Source organism: Phaeacidiphilus oryzae TH49, assembly GCF_000744815.1.
GTDB classification, from domain to species: domain Bacteria; phylum Actinomycetota; class Actinomycetes; order Streptomycetales; family Streptomycetaceae; genus Phaeacidiphilus; species Phaeacidiphilus oryzae.
In genome coordinates this window covers 3,189,507-3,206,365 of record NZ_JQMQ01000005.1, presented here as the reverse complement: position 1 = coordinate 3,206,365, position 16,859 = coordinate 3,189,507, and the positions used below count along the sequence as shown (strand labels likewise).

Sequence of the window (16,859 nt, the reverse complement as noted above, 5' to 3'; positions counted from 1 at the left end):
GTGATGCGCTGTTGACTCGGCCGCGATACAGAAGAACACTTTCTGTAACAGTATGCCCATCCAGGGAGGCCGTTGTGCCGTCGGAGGAGCGCGGACCCGAGCCGCTCGGCCCGGAGACCATCACCTGGCGGTACTTCGGGGACTGGAGGTCGCTGCCGCTGGCGCTGTGGGCCGGCTCGATGCAGAACATGCACCCCGGTCTCGGCGCCGGGGTCGAGCAGCACTCGCGGTTCTTCGAGGAGCGCTGGGAGCGGCTGTTCCGCTCGCTGTACCCGATCGGCGGCGTGGTGTACGACGGGCCAGGCGCCCGGCGGACGGCGCATCAGGTGCGGGACTACCACCGGACGGTGAAGGGCGTCGACGCCGAGGGCCGCCGCTACAGCGCGCTGGAGCCGGAGACCTGGTTCTGGGCGCACGCCACCTTCGTGATGCTGCCGGTGCTGATCACCGACCACTTCGACCGGCCGCTGACGCCGGAGCAGAAGGAGGCCTACTACCAGGAGGCGCTGCGCTGGTACCGGCTGTACGGCGTCAGCGACCGGGCGGCGCCGCGGACCTGGGCCGGGTTCGAGGAGTACTTCGACCGGATGTGCCGGGAGGTGCTGGAGGACAACCGGGCGACCCGGGCGGTCCTGGACGTCAGCCGGCTCGGCCCGCCGCCGTCGCTCCGCCGGCTGCCGGACGCGGTGTGGGCGGTGCTGCGGCGGCCGGCGACGGCGCCGATGGCCTGGCTCGCGGTGGGGCTGTGGCCGGAGCCGGTGCGGCAGCGGCTCGGGTACCGGTGGACGCGGCGGGACGCGGTGCTGCTGTGGCTGCTGGGGCGGGTGGTCGCGGGGGTGTGGCGGCTGGTGCCGTTCCGGCTGCGCTACCACCCGCGGGCGCGGGCCGGTTGGGCGCGGGCGCGGGGGGAGGCGGTGCCGCCCCCGGAGACGCCGGAGAAGTACCTGCCGCCGCGGGCGCGCCGGGGCGAGCCGACCCACTACGTTCCGGAGCGGTACCGGCCCGCCGGGCGGGACGGCGGCTGAGGGGCGCGCGGGCCGGTTCGCTCTTGTCGATGAGGGCGCGCCGGCCGGGTGGCTCTTGTCGATCGGACGTTCGTTCAGCTAGCGTCCGAGCCGACGCAGCGTGCAGCGCGGGAGGCAGATGTGACACCGTCCTCGGCACAGCAGGGCCCACTCTCCGGCGTGCGGGTCGTGGAGCTCGCCGGCATCGGGCCCGGCCCGTTCGCCGCCATGCTGCTCGGCGACCTCGGCGCCGACGTGGTCCGGGTCGACCGGCCGAGACCCTCGCCGGTCGGCACGGCGAAGCCGGGGGCCGACGTCAGCAACCGGAACAAGCGCTCGGTGGTGATCGACCTCAAGTCCCCCGAGGGCCCCGGTCTCGTCCTCGACCTGGTCGAGCGCGCGGACCTGCTGATCGAGGGCTACCGCCCCGGGGTGACCGAGCGGCTCGGCGTCGGCCCGGCCGACTGCCTGGCCCGCAACCCCGCCCTGGTCTACGGCCGGATGACCGGCTGGGGCCAGGAGGGCCCGCTCGCCGACCGCGCCGGGCACGACATCGGCTACCTCGCCACCGCCGGCGTCCTCGGCATGATCGGCCAGGAGGACGGTCCGCCCGCGATCCCCGCCAACCTCCTCGGCGACTACGCGGGCGGTTCGCTCTACCTGGTGGTCGGCCTGCTGGCCGGGCTGGTGCACGCCCGCTCCACCGGGCGGGGCCAGGTCGTCGACGCGGCCATCGTGGACGGCTCGGTCCACCTCACCTCGATGCTGATGGGCCTCCTGGGCTCCGGCGCCTGGCAGGACCGGCGCGGCGTCAACCTCCTGGACGGAGGCGCCCCCTACTACGGCGTCTACCGCACCGCGGACGGCGAGTACATGGCGGTCGGCGCCCTGGAGCCGCAGTTCTACGCCGAGTTCGCCGAGCTGCTCGGCCTCGGCCCGGACGCCCCCGGGCAGCACGACCACTCCCGCTGGCCCGAGCTGCGCGAGCGGATCGCCGCCCGCTTCGGCACCCGTACCCGTGAGGAGTGGTCCGCCGTCTTCGAGGGGACGGACGCCTGCGTCGCACCGGTGCTGAGACTCCGTCAGGCCGCCGGGCATCCGCATATGGCCGCCCGGGGCACCTATCTCACCCCCGAGGACGGCGTCCTCCAGCCGGCGCCCGCCCCCCGCTTCTCCGAGACCCCCGGCGCCCTCCGGCTGCCGCCCGCCGCCCCCGGCGAGCACGGCGCGGAGGTCGCCCGGGACTGGGGCGTGCCGGGCCTCACCGCCGGCTCCTCCGGCTCCGCCGCATCCGGCGGGACCGCCGGGGCCGCCGCATCAACCGACTCCGCCGGCTCCGCCGCATCCACCGACTCCACCGACTCCGGGAAGGACGCCTGATGGCCGCCCTCGAACTCGCCGCGAACCTGCCGTACGCAGCCGACGCCAGGACCGCCGCGGACCAGGCGGCCGACCTGGAGAAGGCCGGTCTGGACACCATCTGGGTCGCCGAGGCCTACGGCTTCGACGCGGTCAGCGTCCTCGGCTACCTGGCCGCCCGCACCTCCCGGGTCAAGCTCGGCTCGGCGATCGTCAACATCTACTCCCGCACCCCCGCGCTGCTCGGGCAGACCGCAGCCGGCCTGGACGCGATCTCCGGCGGCCGCTTCATCCTCGGCCTCGGCACCTCGGGGCCGCAGGTCATCGAGGGCTGGCACGGCCTCCCGTACGACCGGCCGCTGGGGCGGACCCGCGAGGTGGTGGACCTGGTCCGGCGGATACTCCGGCGCGAGGTCATCGAGCACCACGGCCTCTACGACATGCCGCTGCCGCCCGAGAAGGGCGGCAGCCTCGGCAAGCCGCTGAAGATCCTCACTCATCCGGTCCGGGACGCGGTGCCGATCTGGATCGCCGCCCTCGGCCCGGCGAACGTCCGGATGACCGCGGAGATCGCGGACGGCTGGATCCCCACCCTCTTCCTGCCGGAGAAGGCGGACCGGGTCTGGGGCGAGGCGCTCGCCGAGGGGAGGGCCAAGCGCCCCGCCGAGCTCGGACCGCTGCGGATCACCGCGGGCGGACTGGTCGCGGTCCTCGAGGACGAGGACGAGATCCGCCGCACCCGTGACCTGGCGCGGCCTCAGATCGCCCTGTACGTGGGCGGGATGGGCGCCCGCGGCAAGAACTTCTACAACAACATCGCCCGGGCCTACGGCTACGAGAAGGAGGCCGCGCTGATCCAGGACCTCTACCTCTCCGGCCGGAAGAAGGAGGCCGAGGCGGCGGTCCCGGCCGAGTTCGTGGAGCAGATGACGATGGTCGGCCCGGCCGGCTACGTCCGCGACCGGATCGAGGCCTACCGCGCGGCCGGGGTGACCACGCTGAACATCAACCCGGTCGGCCCGGAGCCGGCGAAGGTCGTCGAGCAGGTCAGGAACTGGGTGTAGCGGCGGCGCCGGCCCCCGCCAGCACCGCGTCCACGGTGCGGCGGAGGGCCGCCGCGTCCGGCCGCGGCGACTCGCGGTCGGCGTAGAGGAGGTGCGCGGCGCCGATCAGGGTGGGGGCCAGCACGGCCGGATCGGCCTCCGGGGCGAGCCGGCCGGTCTCCTGCTCGGCCGCGAGGTAGTGCCGGACGATCCGGGTCGCCTCGGCGAGCAGCGGCAGCCCGCGCGGCACTAGCTCGCGCAGCCGGGCGCGCAGGCCGTCCCGAGCGATCACCAGGCCGACCTCGGCCGCCACCAGCGGGGTGAAGACCTCGTCGAGGGTGTCCGCGAGGTTCTCCGCGATCCCGCCGAGGCCGATCCGCCCGCTCAGGGTGCGTCCCCGCGCCTCCAGCCAGCCGATCCGGTCCCGGACCAGGGCGGCGAGGAAGTCGTCGAAATCCGCGAAGTGCCGGTGCAGCACGCCTTTGGCGCAGCCGGCCTCGGTGGTGACGGCACGGCTGGTCAGGGCGTTGGGTCCGGAGTCGAGCAGGATCCGCTCGGCCGCGGCGAAGAGCTGCGTGCGGGGGTCCCGCAGGGCTGTCCCGGTGGGCACTCCACGACCTCCTGGGGGGCGTCGGGGTCTAGAGTGGGCGCATGCCCACTACATCTTCGGAAGGTTCGACAGGCAAGTATCCGTCAGGGGCCGAGCCGCACAAGGCCCGCGAGACGGCCGAGGGCTTCGGGGCCAACGCGGCCCGGTACGACCGGACCCGGCCCGGATACCCGCAGCGGCTGATCGCCCGGATCACCGCGGCGGCCGACACCAGCGCGGACGGCGGGCGGCCCACCGTGCTCGACGTCGGCTGCGGGACCGGGATCGCCTCAAGGCTGCTGCAGTCCGCCGGTTGCCGGGTGCTCGGGGTCGAACCCGACGCCCGGATGGCCGAGTTCGCCCGGGCGCGGGGCACCGAGGTGGAGGTCTCCACCATCGAGGAGTGGGACCCGGCCGGCCGGCGGTTCGACGCGGTGGTCGCCGGACAGGCCTGGCACTGGGTGGACCCGGTGGCCGGGGCGGCACGCGCCGCGGAGGCGCTGCGGCGGCCGGCCGGCCGGCTGGTGGTGTTCTGGAACGTCTTCCGGGCCTCGGAGGAGGTGCAGCAGGCCTTCACCGCGGCCTACCGCCGGACGCTGACCGGGCTCCCCGAGGGGTTCCAGGCGCTGCCCGGCGCCGACGTCTACCAGCGGATGGTGGACATCGCGGCGAACGGCATCCGCGAGTCCGGTGCCTTCGAGGAGCCGCAGGAGTGGCGGCACGACTGGGAGCGGGAGTACACCCGCGACGAGTGGCTGGACCAGGTGCCGACCTTCGGCGGCTTCAACCGCTTCCCGCCCGAGCAGCTGGACGCGCTGCTGGCGGCCGTGGGCGAGGCGGTCGACGCGATGGGCGGCTCCTTCACCCTGGGGTACACGGCGGCGGCGGTTGCCGCCCGGGTGGCCGGCGACTGAGGCGCTCGGCTCGGCGGCGCGGGGCGCTCGGCCCAGCGGCGCGGGGGAGCCCGGCTCGGCGGCGCGGGGGCGCTCAGCGCAGCGGTGCGCGGGAGCCCGGCTCGGCGGCGCAGGGGCGCTCAGCGGCGCGGGGGGCGCTCCTCCCGCGCCGTCCCCGGAGTCGGAGGCCCGCCGGGGGGCTCCTCGGGAGGCGCTTGGGGCGAGGCGCCGGGGGGCTCCCCGGGAGGCCCTTCGAGCGGGCTGTCGGGGAGTTCCCCGGGAGGCCGTTCGAGCGGGGCGCCGGGGGGCTCCCCGGGAGGCCCTTCGAGGGGCTCGTCGGCAGGCGCGTCGAAGGAGGCGAGCAGCTCCCCGCAGTCGGCCAGCCGTAAGAGCCGCGCGACCTGGACCGTCGGCGTCAGCAGCCGCAGCCGGACGCCCGCCTCCCGGGCCAGCTCCTCGGCCCGCAGCAGCGACCTCAGCCCCGAGCAGTCGCAGAACTCGAGGAGCTGGAGGTCGAGCACCAGCGCCTCGGGCCGCCGGCTCAGCGCGGCATCCACCGCGCGGTCCGCCGCCTCGGTCGAGCCCATGTCCAACTCGCCTTCCAGTACGACGAGTTCGGTACGCCCGTCACCCACGCCGTAGAGCCGCAGCCGGGACTCGTGCCCGGCGGGCTGGGCGGCGGTGAGGTGATCGGTCGTCATGTCCCTGCTCTCCCGGAGGCGCGCCGACTGGCCTCGGCGGCTAACGATGGTGACGAGGAGCGGGGGCGCTGTCAATCGAATCGGGTATTCCGCTTCCGAATCGGTCCACCGCCTCGGCGTTCGCCCAATCCCCTTGACGCGTACCGGAGTTGGGGCCGCTCTGGGCGATCAGCGCGCCGGTGAGCACCAGCAGCCCGCCGACCACCTGCGGCAGGGCCAGCCGCTGGTCCAGCATGATCCACGAGCCGACCGCGGCCACCACCGCCTCCAGGCAGGCCACCACCCCGGCCACGGCGGGGGAGAGCATCCCGATCGCGGCGATCCCGGTCAGGTACGCCAGCACGGTGGCGATCAGCACCACCCAGGCCAGCAGCAGCCACGCGGGCGCGTGCAGCCCGCCCATCGGCACCGTCCGGCCGAGCACCGCCCAGTGCAACCCCCACGGCCTGGCCAGCGCGGTCATCACCACGGCACCGAAAATCATCCCCCACGCGGTCAGCGCCAGCGGCGGCACCGTCCGGCCGTCCGCCCCGGGGTCCGAGGCCGCCTCGGAGAAGAGGAAGTACCCGACCTGGCAGCAGGCCGCGCCGAGGCCGAGCAGCACCCCGACCGGCCGCAGCCCGCCCAGCCCCGCCCAGACCTCCACCACGCAGGCCAGCCCGGCCACCGCGACCACCGCGCCCAGGGCCGCCGCCCGGGTCACCGGCTTGCGCTGGACGAACCGCACCCAGCCGAGGATCAGCGGCGGCGCCAGGTACTCCAGCAGCAGGGCCACCCCCACCGGGATGTCCGAGATGGCCGAGAAGTAGCAGGTCTGGACGCCGGCGATGCCCAGCAGTCCGAAGCCGACCAGCACCCTGGGGCGCCGCCGCACCACCCAGGCGTGCCGGGCCGCCACCGGCAGCAGCACCAGGGCCGCCCCCGCCACCCGCAGCCACACCATGTCGAACGGCGGGACTCCGGCGTCCAGCAGCGGCTTCGCGGCGACCCCCGAGCCGCCGAAGGCCACCGCCGACACCAGCGCCACCGCGATACCGGCGGACCTTCCCGGGGCAGACGTCCTCATCATGCGGACATTCTGTACGGGGTCGAACGAGGGTGGCGTGTGCCGGGGGTCACATCCGGCCCGGGGGGCCGGATCGGTTCAGCTCCGGGGGAAGCGGGAGCGGAGGGTCCAGATCGCCGGGTTGTCCGCGAGGTCCTCGTGGAGGTCGACCAGGTCGGCGATCAGGTCGTGGAGGAAGTCCCGGGCCTCGCGCCGGAGTTCGGCGTGCCGGACGACGAGGGGGCGGGCGTCCGGAAGCCAGTCCGCGGAGATCTCGACGTGGCCGAACCGGCGGGAGAAGCGCAGCCGGTCGGCGGACTCGGTGAAGTCGATCTCGGCGTACTGCTCGCGGGCGGCGCGGGCGCCGGCGGGGTCGCGGTCCAGCAGTTCGACGGTGTCGCAGAGCGCCCAGGCGAAGTCCAGCACCGGGACCCAGCGCCAGGAGGTGGCGAGCTCGTCCTCGTCCACGGCGAGGTAGACGTCCCCGGAGAAGAGGTCGTGCCGCAGCGAGCGGACGTCCGCCGAGCGGTAGTCCGTCTGCGGAGGATCCGGGAAGCGGAGCGAGAGCGAGTAGCCGATTTCCAGCACCCGATCATTAGACCAGCCGCGGATCGGCCCCCGGAAACGCCGTGGATTTCGCCGGGCCGTACGGGGATCATTGGGGGTATGCCCGATCCCATGGCCGTGCGCGTACGCGGCACCGTCGTCATCCCCGAGGCCGAGCTGGCCTGGCGGTTCTCGCGCGCGTCGGGGCCGGGCGGGCAGCATGTCAACACCTCCGACTCGGCGGTGGAGCTGCGGTACGACCTGGCGGCGTCGGCGGCGCTGCCGCCGGTGTGGCGGGAGCGGGCGCTGGAGCGGCTGGCCGATCGGCTGATCGACGGGGGCGTGGTCGCGGTCCGGGCCTCCGAGCATCGGTCGCAGTGGCGGAACCGGGAGGCCGCGGCGGTGCGGCTGGGCGCGCTGCTGACGGAGGCGGTGGCCCCGCCGCCGCGCGCGCGGCGCGCGACGCGGCCGTCCCGCGGGGCGAAGGAGCGCCGCTTGGCCGCGAAGCGGCACCGCAGCGACGTGAAGCGCTCCCGGTCCGGCCGCTATCCGGACTGAGCCCGCGGTGTCGGCGGGCGCGCCGATTCGGGGTCTGGGTTGCAGCTGGGTGGCCGTTGCCGTGTGCGGCGCTGCGGCGGGCGGGCCGCGCAGTTCCCCGCGCCCCCTTTTTGCGCCTTCGGCGCTGCGGCGTCTGGGTTGCAGCTGGGTGGCCGTTGCCGTGTGCGGCGCTGTGGTGGGCGGGCCGCGCAGTTCCCCGCGCCCCTTTTTTGCGCCTTCGGCGCTGTGCTGGGCGGTCGGCGGGCCGCGCAGTTCCCCAGGCCCCCTTTTTGCGCCTTCGGCGCTGTTCAGCCGAGGCCGCGGTAGCGGGAGCGGAAGTGGAGGAGGGGGGTGCCCTCGGGGCTGGGGATGGTGGCGTGGAGGACGCGGCCTACCAGGAGGTTGTGGTCGCCTGCCGGCATCCGCTCGTGGGTGCGGCATTCGATGGTGGCCAGGGCACCGCCCACCAGCGGCGCGCCGCTCGCCTCGCCCCGGCGGTACGGGATGTCCTCGAAGAGGAGGCGGTCGCTGACCCGCCCCTTCATGGCGAAGCGCCCGGCGATATGGCGCTGGCTCTCGGAGAGGATGGAGACCGCCCAGTGGTCGATCCGGCTGAGCGCCTCGTCCATCCGGGAGTCCTGCCGCAGCGAGATCAGCACCAGCGGGGGCTCCAGGGAGACCGACATGAACGCGGTCGCGGTCATCCCGATGTCCTCGCCGCGCGGCCCGTCCTCCTCGTCGTGGGCGGTGACCAGCACCACTCCCGAGGCGAGCCGTCCGAGAGCGGCCCGGAAGTCCTCGGGGGAGACTTCGGCTTCCGGCTCGCTCTCGGTCCGGGGCTGGGTCTGGGGCTGGGTCTGCGCGGCGTCGTACACGTGATGAACCGTATCTTCGCCACCGCGGAGCGCGCATCGGCCCTCGGACCGATCTCCGACCGGGACCACGGTCCCGTGTAACGCCCGGAACAGGACCTGAGTTGGCGTCATATGCCGTACTCTGTCCGGGAATCGAGGAGATGCTCGGGTCGTCCCGTGTTGCCGGTGGTGTGATTTGACTCACAAGGGTACAACTTCTGCTGACCCAGCGTGCCGGGCGATGTGCTCGCTGTGATTCAGTGGGTTGTGCCAGCGGGGGGAGCATTTTTAGGCGAGCATTCAACAACCGGCCGCGGTGGTTCCGCCGCCCGGGCAGGGAGGGGAGTGCGTACATGGAGACGGAGTCGGAGCCGTACGTCCGCCTCGCCACCCTGCGCACCCTTCACCGGATCATCGCCGAACTGAACGCGGCCCGCAGCCTGGCCGACACGCTGCAGGCGGTGGTCGAGGGGGCGGTGAACGGGCTGGGTTTCGACGCCGCCGCGGTCAATCTGGTGCGGCCGGACGGCGATCTGGTGGTCTCCGCCGTCTTCGAGCGGACCAGCGGGCCGCTCGCCGACTACGGCGACGCCTCCGGATCCTCCTCGGTCCCCGCCGACTCGTCGATCGGCATCGGCTCGATCCTCGGCCAGACCGGCACCCGCGCCTCCTGGGAGCGGCTGCTGAGCATCGGCGAGCAGTGGGGCGACCTGATCTTCGTCCCGCACGAGCGGTCCTGGGCCTGGGAGCCCGACATCCCCAAGGTGGTCGGCGGCCAGTCCTGGAGCGGCGACGAGCACGCCTGGCATCCCGAGGACAGCCTCTTCGCCCCGATGTTCAGCCCCGGCCGGGAGCTCCTCGGCGTCCTCTCCGTGGACCGCCCGCGCAACGGCAGGCGCCCCGGCACCTGGGTGCGCGAGGCGCTGGAGATGTTCTCCCTCCAGGCGTCGATAGCCATCAACAACGCCCGCCTGCGCGCCGAGATGCAGCGCGCCCTGGCCCGCCTGGAGCAGGAGCAGCAGGCGCTCCGGGCCAGTGAGGAAAGCTTCCGCCAGGCCTTCGAGTACGCGCCCAGCGGGATGGCGATCACCGAGCTCCACGGCGACCAGCGGTCCATGCTGACCCGCGTCAACGACGCCCTGTGCCGGCTGCTGGGCCGCTCCCGCTCCTCCCTCCGCCGGCAGTCCTTCGCCGACCTGGTGCACCCGGAGGACCGCGCCCTGCTGGAGCGCACCTCCGCCGAGGGCGGCCGGGCCGAGCTCCGGCTGGCCCGCCGGGACGGCGCCTACCTCTGGGTCTCTTTGCGCAACTCGGTCGTCGCGGACGCCTCCGAGGGCCCGCGCTTCCTGCTCACCCACGTCGAGGACATCGAGGAGCGCAAGCGCCACGAGCTCCAGCTCGCCCACCGGGCCAGCCATGACGCGCTCACCGGGCTGCCGAACGGCGCCGAGCTGCGCAACCGGCTCAGCCTGCGGCTGTGCGCCCGCCCGGACGCCCCGACCGGCCCGGCCATGCGCGACTTCGCGGCCGGCGGCCCCGGACTCGGCGGGACGCCGGGCATCGCCGGCGCCTCCTCCAGCGCCCGCCACGAGGGGCTGGAGGCCTGGATCGCCGGCGACACCCCGCCCCGCGGCCACGGCTACGACCTCAACGCCTTCGACTTCGACTCCAGCGTCGGCTACGACCACGTCCACGCCGTCCCGCCGAACCAGCAGGACCCGCGGAACCCCGGCGGCCGGGGCCGCGGCCTCGCCGTCCTCTTCTGCGATCTGGACGGCTTCAAGTCGATCAACGACCGCTTCGGCCACAACGCCGGCGACATCGTGCTGATCGAGGTGGCCCGCCGGCTCCAGCACGCGGTGCGCGAGCACGACACGGTCGCCCGGCTGGGCGGCGACGAGTTCGTGGTCCTCGCGGACGGCCTGGACCAGGAGCAGGCCAAGGACCTCGCGGGCCGGCTGCGCACCGCCGTGGTGCCGCCGATCCGGATCGAGGGCCGCACGGTCCGGGTCGGGGTGTCGATGGGCATCGGCTGGGCGGGCTGCGGAATGAGCATCGACGAGGTGCTGCACACCGCCGACGAACTCATGTACGTCGAGAAGCGCTCGCGTTCGGGCGGCCGCTCCCACCGGCGCGCGGGATAGGGTGCCCTCGCGCTGGGCGCGCCTGAGCGCTCACCCGTAGGAGGTAGGGTACGCGGGGTACCCGTGCCAGATTTGGGGAGTGACATCTCGATGACAGCCGATCACAACGGTCTGCCCGAGGATGACGACCCGTTCGGCTACCTCTACCGTCCGGACGGCGAATCCGGTGCCTCGGGCGACGGCTCCGAGGCGCCCACCCGCCAGCAGGGCGTCCCGAGGCGTTCCTTCGCGGGCACGGCGCAGGTCGGACGCACCACCTACGGAGCCTCGGCGCCGTACGGGGCCGCTCCTTACCAGCAGCAGGCCCCCGGCTATCAGCAGCAGGCCCCCGGGTACCAGCAGCAGCCTCCGGCCGGCCCGTACGGCGGCCAGGTCCCGCAGCAGCAGGCGCAGCAGCCGCCCGGCGGCGGCCACGGCCGCTCGGCCGGGCGCGGCAGCGGGCGGCGCGGGCCGGGCGGCGGGCGCGGGGTGATGATCGGCGCGGCCGCGGTGGTCGCCGCGATCGTGATCGGCATCGGTATCGCGGTCTTCAACAACAACGGCGACTCCCACGGCAACGCCGGCGCGGGTTCCAGCAGCAGCGCGACCACGGGGCAGTCCAACGACACCGCCTCGCCGAGCGCCCCGGCCAACGCCCCGCTGCCGGGCGTGGTGGACGCCGACACCCTGGTCCTCAGCCCTGGGCTGACCACCAACAACGATCACGCCGGAGCCAAGTCCAAGGACGGCAAGTTCGTCGAGACCATGCCCGCGGGCTCCTCGGTGAGCTGGCAGGTCAACGTCCCCAAGGCCGGCTTCTACCACCTGTGGGTGCGCTACGCGAACGCCGGCAAGGACAGCGGGCTGACGGTGACGGTGAACGGCAAGGCCAACTCCAAGCCGATCGACCTCAGCAACTGGTCCCACTCCAGCGACTGGGCGCAGGCCTGGTACCGCTCCTGGGCCGGGGTCCAGCTGAACAGCGGCCAGAACACCATCGTCCTCTCCTCCGGCGCCGGCCAGGGCAACGTCAACCTGGACCAGTTCGCGCTGAACACCAGCGGCTCCCCGGACGGCGGCTGGGGCTGGTGATCAGTCGGCCGGCTCCCGCGGGGACGGCACCGAGGCCACCACGGAGCTGAGCCGGCGGACGGTGTCCGCCATCGCGTCCCGCCCGGGCGCGAGGTACCGCCGCGGGTCCACCACCGAGGGATGCTCGGCCAGGTAGGCGCGGACCTCGGCGCTGAAGGCCGTGTTCAGCGCCGTGCCGATGTTGATCTTCGTCATCCCGGCGGCCACCGCCCCGGTCAGCTCCTCGTCCGGGACGCCCGAGGAGCCGTGGAGCACCAGCGGGACCGGGACGGCCGCGCGCAGCCGGCCGATCAGCTCGCGGTCCAGCACGGCGGTCCGCTCGGTCATCGCGTGCGAGCTGCCCACCGCCACCGCCAGCGCGTCCACCCCGGTGGCCGCGACATACGCGGCGGCCTCGGCCGGATCGGTCCGCACGCCGGGGGTGTGGGCGTCCCCGGGCTTGCCGCCGACCCGGCCCAACTCGGCCTCCAGCCACAGTCCCTGACGGTGCGCCCAGTCCGCCGCCTCCCGGGTGGCGGCGACGTTCCCGTCGTACAGCAGCGCCGAGGCGTCGAACATCGCCGAGGAGAAGCCGGCCTCCGCGGAGGACCGCAGCAGCCCGGCGTCCTCGACATGGTCCAGATGGAGCGCCAGCGGCACCTCCGCCGACTCGGCGACCGCTGCCGCCGCACGGGCCAGCGGCAGCAGCCGGTCGCCGTGGAAGCGGACCGCGTTCTGGCTGATCTGCAGGACCGCCGGAGAGCCGGCCGCCTCGGCGCCGGCGGCGATCGCCTCCGCGTGCTCCAGGGTGATCACGTTGAACGCGGGCAGCCCGCGCCCGTCCGCACGTGCCGCCGCGACCAGCTCCCCGGTGGTGGCCAGCGTCATCTGTCGTTCCCCCCAAGGGTCGTGACGAGCAGTCGGTTCTACTTCGCGACGGGGAGCCGGTCCCGACCGGTGACCCAGGCGCCCTTCCGCATCACGGCGGACACGTTCCAGTCGGCGTCCAGCACCACCAGGTCGGCGTCCTTGCCGGGCTCCAGGGAGCCGACCCGGTCGCCGAGGCCCAGCAGCCGGGCGGGGTTGAGCGAGATCATCCGGGAGGCCGTGTGCGGGGCCAGCCCGTTGAGGGTCACCGCCCGCCGGTAGGCCACGTCCAGGGTGAGGGTGGAGCCCGCGATCGAGCCGCCCTGGACCAGCCGGGCCACCCCGTCCTCGACCCGCACCTGGAGCGGGCCGAGCGGGTAGAGGCCGTCGCCCATCCCAGCCGCGCCCATCGCGTCGGTGATCAGCGCCACCCGCTCCGGGCCGGCCGCCCGCAGCGCCAGGTCGACCACCGAGGGGTGGAGGTGCACCCCGTCGCCGACCAGCTCGACGGTCACCCGCTCGTCCTCCAGCAGGGCCACCACCGGGCCGGGGGCGCGGTGGTTGACGCCGGGCATGGCGTTGAACAGGTGGGTGGCGACGGTGGCGCCGGCGTCGACCGCGGCCAGGGTCCGGTCGTAGTCCGAGTCGGTGTGCCCGACGGCGGCGATCACCCCGAGGTCGGCGAGCATCCGCACCGACTCCAGGCCGCCGTCCAGCTCGGGCGCGAGGGTGACCATCCGCGCGGTGCCGCGGGCCGCGTCCACCAGCTTGCGGACCAGGGCCGGGTCGGGGTCGCGGAGGAGGTCCGGGTCGTGGGCGCCGCAGCGGTGCCGGCTGATGAACGGGCCCTCGAAGTGCACCCCGGCGAGCTCGCCCTGCTCGACCAGTTCGCTGAGGACGGCGGCCTGCCGGCAGACCTCGTCGATCTGCCCGGTGACGGTGGAGGCGACGGTGGTGGTGGTGCCGTGCTCCCGGTGGGTGCGGGCGGCGGTCAGGGCCTCCTCCGGGTCCCCGGAGGCGTACGAGGCGCCGCCGCCGCCGTGGACATGGATGTCCACGAAGCCCGGGACGACGGTGTACCCGGTGAGGTCGAGGACGGTGGCGCCGGCCTCGGCGCCGGCGTCGGCCGAGTCCGGGCCGGGGGCCTGGCCGATCTCCTCGATCCGGCCCCGGCCGTCGACGGCCAGCCGGCCGCCGGCCAGCGTCGACTCGGGCAGGACGAGAGCGGCCCCGGTCAGGACGGTGCGCTCCGCGGTTGTCAGCATTCCCGGCATTCCCGGTGTTCTCCTCATTCGGCTCGCGACTCCAGCAGGTCCCAAGCGAGCAGCCCCGCGCCCAGGCAGCCGGCGGTGTCTTTGAGCATCGCCGGTACGAGCGCGGGCGGCACCTGGAACGTCAGCCGTTCAAGCACCGCGGCGCGCAGGGGAGTGAAGAGCGTGTCGCCGGCCTCGGCGAGCCCGCCGCCGAGGATCACGGTCGCCGGATCGAGGAGGGTGTGCGCCATCACGATGCCGTCGGCGAGGGCGTCGACCGCCTCCTGCCAGACGGCGAGGGCGCGCGGGTCGCCCGCCTCGACCGCACGGGCGCAGTCCGCGGCGTCCGCGGCGGCGTCACCGGGCCGTCCGGAGGCCTCCGCCCAGGCGCGGCCGACGGCGCCGGCCGAGGCCAGCGTCTCCAGGCAGCCGCGTTGCCCGCATCCGCAGCGGGGGCCGCCGGGGCGGACCACGACGTGGCCGATCTCCCCGGACTGGCCGTGCGCGCCGGACTCGATCCGCCCGTCGATCCCGTAGCCGCCGGCGATGCCGGTGCCGAGGGCGACGAAGAGGAAGCGGTCCACGCCCTGCCCGGCCCCGAGCCGGCCCTCGGCGAGGGCGCCGGCGCGGACGTCGTGTCCCAGGGCGACGGCGTCGCCGCCGGCCAGGGCCAGCCGCTCGCTGAGGAGGCGCCGCATGGGGACGTCCCGCCAGCCGAGATTGGCCGAGAAGAGCGCCACCCCGCGCTGCTCGTCGATGGTGCCCGGGACGGTCACCCCGGCGGCGAGGGGTGCCTCGCCGAACCGGCGGAGCCCCTCGTCGCGGAGGTGCTCGGCGAAGCCGAGTATCCCCTCGACGACGGCGTCGGAGCCGTCGCCGTCCGGCCGGACGGTGGCCCGGCGCTCCTGGTGGAGCGCCTCGCCGTCGGGGGCGAGCAGCGCGGCTTTCATCACGGTGCCGCCCACGTCCAGTGCGATCACGTGCTTCACGCGCAGCAGTCTCCCTTGCCGGGGGCCAAGAGGTCTAGTCCATTCGAGGGCTGGTTTTCCGATCGCCGGGCGGCCGCGGGCGGGTACGTGGTCGCATGGCACCACCCACCCGCCCGCGGTCGCCGACGGACCGTCAGTCACCGCCCGTGGCGCGAGCTACGGCAGGATCACCGAGCGGGTCAGCGCTCGCGGGTGGTCGGGGTCGAGGCCCCGCCGCTCCGCCACCGCGACGGCCAGGCGCTGGACGCGGACCAGGTCCGCCATCGGGTCCAGGGCGTCGTCGACCGCCAGCCCGCCGGTCGCCGCGATCTGCTCGGACAGCCCCGCCGGCAGCGAGCCCAGCATCCAGGCCACCCGCCCCGGCGCGGTGACGCTGATCGGCCCGTGCCGGTACTCCATCGCCGGGTACGCCTCGGTCCACGCGCCGGACGCCTCGCGCATCTTCAGCGCGGCCTCCTGCGCGAGACCGCAGGACCAGCCCGCGCCGAGGAAGGTCCACTGCTCGGCGTCCACCGTCCCGGCCGGCAGCTCCTCGGCGATCGCCCGCTCGGCCTGCGCGGCGGCCGCCAGCACCGGCTCGGCGCCCTCCACGGAGGCCCGCAGCAGCGCCAGCGCGCTGGTCGCGAACCGGGTCTGCACCACCGACTCCTCGTCGGCGAAGTCCAGCACCAGCACCCGGCCGCCGTGGTCCGCGAGCTCCATCACCGGCGTCCGGGGATCGGCCGTGATCGCGGACAGCTCCACCGTCCCGGCGGGGAGTTCGCGCAGCTCGGAGAGGAGGGCGAGCACCTCGGACGTGGTCCCCGAGCGGCTCAGCGCGATGATCCGGTCGTAGCCGGAGGCCCGGCCGCGCGGGAACTCGGAGGCCGCGAAGGCGTCCGTCTCGCCGTGCCCGGCGGCCTCCCGCAGGGCGGCGTAGGACTGCGCGACGAACCACGAGGTGCCGCAGCCGGCCACGGCCACCCGCTCACCCTTCCGCGGCAGTGCGGCGGCCGCGTCCGGGCCGCCGCCCGTCTCGACTGCTTGGCGCCAGCACTCCGGCTGGGAGGCGATCTCGGTCTCGGTGCGGGTGGCAGCCATCCGGCGACTCCTCGGTCTGAGCGATTCTGTTTGATGGATAGCAGTTTCACGCATCTGCGTGCAATAGTGACTAGGCATCGCGCATCGAGGAAGGTCAACTCCGTGACCAGGCACGATCGTTGGAACGCACTGCTGGAACTGCTGGCCAGGGACGGGCGGCTGGAGGTCGAGGAGGCCGCCGAGGCGCTGGACGTCTCCGCCGCCACCATCCGCCGGGACCTCGACCAGCTGGCCGGCCGGCAGCTGCTGCTGCGCACCCGTGGTGGCGCGGTCGCGCACGGCGTCTCGTACGAGCTCCCGCTCCGGTACAAGACTGCCCGGCGCGCGCCGGAGAAACAGCGGATCGCCAAAGCGGTGGCCGAACTCCTCGCCCCCGGCGAGGTGGTGGGCTTCACCGGCGGCACCACCACCACCGAGACCGCCCGCGCGCTGGCCCTGCGGGACGAGCCGTTCACGGTGGTCACCAACGCCCTCAACATCGCCAACGAGCTGGCCGTACGGCCGCAGGTGAAGATCGTCCTCACCGGCGGGGTCGCCCGCCCGCAGTCCTTCGAGCTGATCGGCCCGCTCGCCATGGGCGTCCTCAACGAGGTCGCGCTGGACGTCGCGGTCCTCGGGGTGAACGGGGTGGACGTGGAGGGCGGGCTCACGGCCCACCACGAGGGCGAGGCCTCGATCAACCGCGCACTGGCCGAGCGGGCCCGCCGGGTGGTGGTGGCCGCCGACTCGTCCAAGGTGGGCAGCGTGGCGTTCGCCCGGATCTGCTCGCTGGACGCGGTGGACGTGCTGGTCACGGACGAGGGACTGGAGCCCGCGGCGGCGGAGCGGATCACCGAGGCCGGGGTGCGCGTGATGACGGTATGACCCGCCTGCGTCCATACGTGGCCGGCTGAGGTGTTTGACGG

At 74.4% G+C, this 16,859-nt stretch carries 17 protein-coding genes; 8 read left to right on the top strand and 9 right to left on the bottom strand.

The window, feature by feature from the left end; translation table 11 throughout:
• Positions 1-74 precede the first annotated feature (74 nt).
• The 3 genes from BS73_RS17995 to BS73_RS17985 all read left to right on the top strand — a co-directional run bounded on the left by BS73_RS17995 (position 75) and on the right by BS73_RS17985 (position 3,427).
• Positions 75-1,025, top strand: coding sequence for an oxygenase MpaB family protein (locus BS73_RS17995; RefSeq protein WP_037573773.1), 951 nt, complete (start codon positions 75-77; stop codon positions 1,023-1,025).
• Positions 1,026-1,145: 120 nt separating this feature from the next.
• Positions 1,146-2,384 (top strand): CaiB/BaiF CoA transferase family protein, encoded by a 1,239-nt coding sequence (locus BS73_RS17990; protein ID WP_037573769.1) that lies wholly within the window; start codon positions 1,146-1,148, stop codon positions 2,382-2,384.
• Positions 2,384-3,427 (top strand): LLM class F420-dependent oxidoreductase, encoded by a 1,044-nt coding sequence (locus tag BS73_RS17985; protein ID WP_037573766.1) that lies wholly within the window; start codon positions 2,384-2,386, stop codon positions 3,425-3,427. Before BS73_RS17990 ends, BS73_RS17985 begins: the two co-directional genes overlap by 1 nt.
• Here the strand turns inward: BS73_RS17985 and BS73_RS17980 are convergent.
• On the bottom strand, positions 3,411-4,016 hold the full coding sequence (locus BS73_RS17980; RefSeq protein ID WP_037573763.1) for a TetR/AcrR family transcriptional regulator: 606 nt from the start codon (positions 4,014-4,016) through the stop codon (positions 3,411-3,413). The two genes, BS73_RS17985 and BS73_RS17980, sit on opposite strands and share 17 nt — an antisense overlap.
• 41 nt (positions 4,017-4,057) lie before the next feature.
• Between BS73_RS17980 and BS73_RS17975 the strand changes: the two genes are divergently transcribed.
• Entirely contained in the window at positions 4,058-4,909 is an 852-nt protein-coding gene (locus BS73_RS17975) for a class I SAM-dependent methyltransferase (RefSeq protein ID WP_037573760.1), read from the top strand.
• 119 nt (positions 4,910-5,028) lie between these two features.
• Here the strand turns inward: BS73_RS17975 and BS73_RS34775 are convergent, their stop codons facing one another.
• From BS73_RS34775 to BS73_RS17960, 3 genes are all read right to left on the bottom strand, one after another.
• Positions 5,029-5,589: an STAS domain-containing protein gene (locus BS73_RS34775; RefSeq protein WP_152617643.1), complete on the bottom strand. Its 561-nt coding sequence runs from the start codon at positions 5,587-5,589 to the stop codon at positions 5,029-5,031.
• Positions 5,590-5,629: 40 nt separating this feature from the next.
• On the bottom strand, positions 5,630-6,655 hold the full coding sequence (locus BS73_RS17965) for an EamA family transporter (RefSeq protein WP_084704740.1): 1,026 nt from the start codon (positions 6,653-6,655) through the stop codon (positions 5,630-5,632).
• 78 nt (positions 6,656-6,733) lie between these two features.
• Complete coding sequence (locus tag BS73_RS17960; protein WP_037573757.1) at positions 6,734-7,222, bottom strand: hypothetical protein; 489 nt, start codon at positions 7,220-7,222, stop codon at positions 6,734-6,736.
• 78 nt (positions 7,223-7,300) lie between these two features.
• On the opposite strand from BS73_RS17960, the gene arfB reads away from it, so the two are divergent.
• Positions 7,301-7,738, top strand: a complete 438-nt coding sequence (gene arfB / locus BS73_RS17955) for an alternative ribosome rescue aminoacyl-tRNA hydrolase ArfB (protein WP_037573754.1) — start codon at positions 7,301-7,303, stop codon at positions 7,736-7,738.
• A 287-nt stretch (positions 7,739-8,025) separates the two neighbouring features.
• Here arfB and BS73_RS17950 read toward each other — a convergent pair whose 3' ends face one another.
• A complete protein-coding gene (locus BS73_RS17950; protein WP_037573751.1) occupies positions 8,026-8,592 on the bottom strand; it encodes a flavin reductase family protein in 567 nt (188 codons plus the stop codon).
• A 332-nt stretch (positions 8,593-8,924) separates the two neighbouring features.
• Here BS73_RS17950 and BS73_RS17945 point away from each other — a divergent pair, with 332 nt between their 5' ends.
• On the top strand, positions 8,925-10,715 hold the full coding sequence (locus BS73_RS17945) for a diguanylate cyclase domain-containing protein (RefSeq protein WP_037573748.1): 1,791 nt from the start codon (positions 8,925-8,927) through the stop codon (positions 10,713-10,715).
• 90 nt (positions 10,716-10,805) lie between these two features.
• Positions 10,806-11,786, top strand: coding sequence for a CBM35 domain-containing protein (locus tag BS73_RS17940; RefSeq protein WP_037573745.1), 981 nt, complete (start codon positions 10,806-10,808; stop codon positions 11,784-11,786).
• Here the strand turns inward: BS73_RS17940 and BS73_RS17935 are convergent, their stop codons facing one another.
• The 4 genes from BS73_RS17935 to BS73_RS17920 all read right to left on the bottom strand — a co-directional run bounded on the left by BS73_RS17935 (position 11,787) and on the right by BS73_RS17920 (position 15,954).
• Positions 11,787-12,653 (bottom strand): class II fructose-bisphosphate aldolase, encoded by an 867-nt coding sequence (locus BS73_RS17935; protein WP_037573742.1) that lies wholly within the window; start codon positions 12,651-12,653, stop codon positions 11,787-11,789.
• 38 nt (positions 12,654-12,691) lie between these two features.
• Positions 12,692-13,906, bottom strand: coding sequence for an N-acetylglucosamine-6-phosphate deacetylase (gene nagA, locus BS73_RS17930; protein WP_037573739.1), 1,215 nt, complete (start codon positions 13,904-13,906; stop codon positions 12,692-12,694).
• 14 nt (positions 13,907-13,920) lie between these two features.
• Positions 13,921-14,874: an ROK family protein gene (locus tag BS73_RS17925; protein WP_037573736.1), complete on the bottom strand. Its 954-nt coding sequence runs from the start codon at positions 14,872-14,874 to the stop codon at positions 13,921-13,923.
• 156 nt (positions 14,875-15,030) lie between these two features.
• On the bottom strand, positions 15,031-15,954 hold the full coding sequence (locus BS73_RS17920; RefSeq protein ID WP_037573733.1) for an SIS domain-containing protein: 924 nt from the start codon (positions 15,952-15,954) through the stop codon (positions 15,031-15,033).
• 102 nt (positions 15,955-16,056) lie between these two features.
• Between BS73_RS17920 and BS73_RS17915 the strand changes: the two genes are divergently transcribed.
• The gene (locus BS73_RS17915; protein ID WP_037573730.1) at positions 16,057-16,818 is read left to right on the top strand and encodes a DeoR/GlpR family DNA-binding transcription regulator; all 762 of its coding nucleotides are present in this window, start codon (positions 16,057-16,059) and stop codon (positions 16,816-16,818) included.
• The last annotated feature ends 41 nt before the right edge of the window (positions 16,819-16,859 follow it).

Coding starts and splice junctions, on each gene's coding strand:
- BS73_RS17965 (WP_084704740.1), bottom strand. CDS start 6,655: ATGAGGACGTCTGCCCCGGGAAGGTCCGCCGGTATCGCGGTGGCGCTG.
- BS73_RS17940 (WP_037573745.1), top strand. CDS start 10,806: ATGACAGCCGATCACAACGGTCTGCCCGAGGATGACGACCCGTTCGGC.
- BS73_RS17920 (WP_037573733.1), bottom strand. CDS start 15,954: ATGGCTGCCACCCGCACCGAGACCGAGATCGCCTCCCAGCCGGAGTGC.
- BS73_RS17935 (WP_037573742.1), bottom strand. CDS start 12,653: ATGACGCTGGCCACCACCGGGGAGCTGGTCGCGGCGGCACGTGCGGAC.
- arfB (WP_037573754.1), top strand. CDS start 7,301: ATGCCCGATCCCATGGCCGTGCGCGTACGCGGCACCGTCGTCATCCCC.
- nagA (WP_037573739.1), bottom strand. CDS start 13,906: ATGCCGGGAATGCTGACAACCGCGGAGCGCACCGTCCTGACCGGGGCC.
- BS73_RS34775 (WP_152617643.1), bottom strand. CDS start 5,589: ATGACGACCGATCACCTCACCGCCGCCCAGCCCGCCGGGCACGAGTCC.
- BS73_RS17985 (WP_037573766.1), top strand. CDS start 2,384: ATGGCCGCCCTCGAACTCGCCGCGAACCTGCCGTACGCAGCCGACGCC.
- BS73_RS17945 (WP_037573748.1), top strand. CDS start 8,925: ATGGAGACGGAGTCGGAGCCGTACGTCCGCCTCGCCACCCTGCGCACC.
- BS73_RS17975 (WP_037573760.1), top strand. CDS start 4,058: ATGCCCACTACATCTTCGGAAGGTTCGACAGGCAAGTATCCGTCAGGG.